Source organism: Chryseobacterium sp. SSA4.19, from assembly GCF_022601875.1.
GTDB lineage: Bacteria > Bacteroidota > Bacteroidia > Flavobacteriales > Weeksellaceae > Chryseobacterium.
This window is the reverse complement of sequence record NZ_JAKVIP010000063.1, coordinates 1-2,104: the sequence shown is the minus strand read 5'-3', so window position 1 is coordinate 2,104 and position 2,104 is coordinate 1. Positions and strand designations below refer to the sequence as shown.

Here is a 2,104-nt window from a genome sequence, read left to right as displayed (position 1 = left end):
GCTACCCCAAACAATCTCTCGTTTTAAGTGGGGCAAAAATACTAACTTATTACCTTACAATCCAAATACAGTTAACAATTTATTCACATTTAGTTTAAATCCATTTTCAAATCCCTGAACCTTAGAGACAATAATTTTCAACCAATGTTTGATTTACGGAAGGTGATGCAGATGTGGCGGTGGGGAGGATCGTTTTTTGAGAGCTTGTGGGTGGGAAGTTGGAGAGTTTCAGGGCTGAATAACTGGAGATTAAGGGTTGATTAAATGGTGGCTTTTGTTTACCGTCTCTTAACGTTGGTATAGCTCGCTCCTTCAGGGCTTGGTCTATTAGTAAATGGCTGGGCTTATTTAAATGTTGATTCTTTTTTTTAATCCAGCTTCTTTTTTAGTGATTAGATATTACTATACCAATGACTAGTCCTAAATAATCGTTACAGATTAATAATATAAAAATACTAATATTTATGATATAGTTGTAGGGCTATCCTTACAACTATATTTTTTTTATAGGTTCTTATTTTTACACTATTCTGATGGTGCATTTGTTCAGGTGTTTTTCATATAACACGATCAATGTGGTCTTTTTGTATTGTAATCACAATAGCTCTTTTACCAGCAATTTCATGGTTTGTATATTAACCTGATAATCTTCTAACCGAAATTCCTGTTTGAGTATCCCGTTTATCCTCTCTGCAATTGCATTGGCATAAGGATCGTAACTTTCAGTCATTGAAAGCATAATATTTTTCTTTTTCAATACCTTCTTATAATCTATACTACAATACTGCAAACCCCTGTCAGAATGATGAATTAAGCTTTCCTTATATATATTCTTCACTTTATGGCCATATTCAACGCTCTAAGGAGCCTTCAGTTGCCAGACTATTAAAAATATCATATCTCATTATTTTTTAGAATAAGCATCAGTGATCAAAGCCAGATAACAATTACGATCCCTGCCTCCAATATAAGTAATATCCGAAACCCACATCTGTTCCGGCTGCTTCAACAGCATGTTTTCTATCAAGTTTTTATGCTTTCTGAATCGATGATGAGAATCAGTGGTTATCCGGTTAGTTTCTTTTACGCTTTATAAGCAGTATACTGGAAAAACTTATATATGTCCACATGCAATGGTTGTAATGAGGGCTGATATATTGGATTGATCGGGAGAGAAGTTTTTTCTTACCTGAATAAGGTATCCTTCTTCGGCCAAATCAATCAGCTTATCCAAAATAGAAGCTTTATCTTTAGATTTTATTAAGCGATTCTCTAAAAATTGATTATGACGCTCCAAACGTTTTAGCTTCTCTTCAAGTTCTCTGATTTTTTGTTCTGGGGTTTGCATAGCTTACATTGTGAACGGTTATCTATATCAAAGTTACCATATTTTCTGCGCCATTCGGTAATAGTACCATGGCCCTGGATACCATATTTGCGCATCGCTGTCCGATTATCAATCGAACCACTTTCTACTTCATATCATAATTTAAAGGATAAACTGTAATATTTTTGACTCCGCTTTACATACTGATTATTAAATTAACATAACTTTTTTTGAGTAATGCTATGGTAGTACTAGACAATCATTTAATATAAGAAAACTGCCCATTGCCGGACAGCCTTTTCTCAAAGTTTACATTCGAATTGGTTAGGTTACCCCAGAGTGGATTTGGAGGAGGGGAAGTTAAGGCATTTAGACGTGGAGCGCACGGAAAGCATCAGCCTGAAGAGTAGTAGCAAAGAGACGGATCTAGCTCCTAGGAAAAAAATCAGAGGTTTAGTGGGTGAGTTTGAGAATAGAAAATTTGAACGTGGACAAGCAGAGAGTATTTAGTTTCAGGCTCATGGCAGCTGCCTCCTAGCTTATACCCTATAGCTCTTGGCATTTAGCAGTAGACAGAATATTTTTATGTATTTGCTTTGACCTTGATTCTTTCTTTGGAGTATGGGCATAAAAAAACTCCTTCATCATGTTGATGAAGGAGTTTATAATAAAGACTGGCGGCGACCTACTCTCCCGCTTGTCGCAGTACCATCGGCGCTGGTGGGCTTAACTTCTGTGTTCGGAATGGGAACAGGTGAGCCCCACCGCTAAAACCAC

Annotated in this window: 2 protein-coding genes and 1 rRNA gene; all 3 read right to left on the bottom strand. The window is 36.5% G+C overall.

The window, feature by feature from the left end; translation table 11 throughout:
- Positions 1–595 precede the first annotated feature (595 nt).
- A complete protein-coding gene (locus MKJ01_RS18735) occupies positions 596–838 on the bottom strand; it encodes a hypothetical protein (protein WP_241615770.1) in 243 nt (80 codons plus the stop codon).
- 276 nt (positions 839–1,114) lie between these two features.
- Positions 1,115–1,348 carry a hypothetical protein gene (locus MKJ01_RS18730; RefSeq protein ID WP_241615769.1) on the bottom strand — a complete coding sequence of 78 codons (234 nt, stop codon included), beginning with the start codon at positions 1,346–1,348 and terminating at the stop codon, positions 1,115–1,117.
- A gap of 651 nt (positions 1,349–1,999) precedes the next feature.
- Positions 2,000–2,104, bottom strand: a 5S ribosomal RNA gene (gene rrf / locus MKJ01_RS18725); the annotation flags it as partial.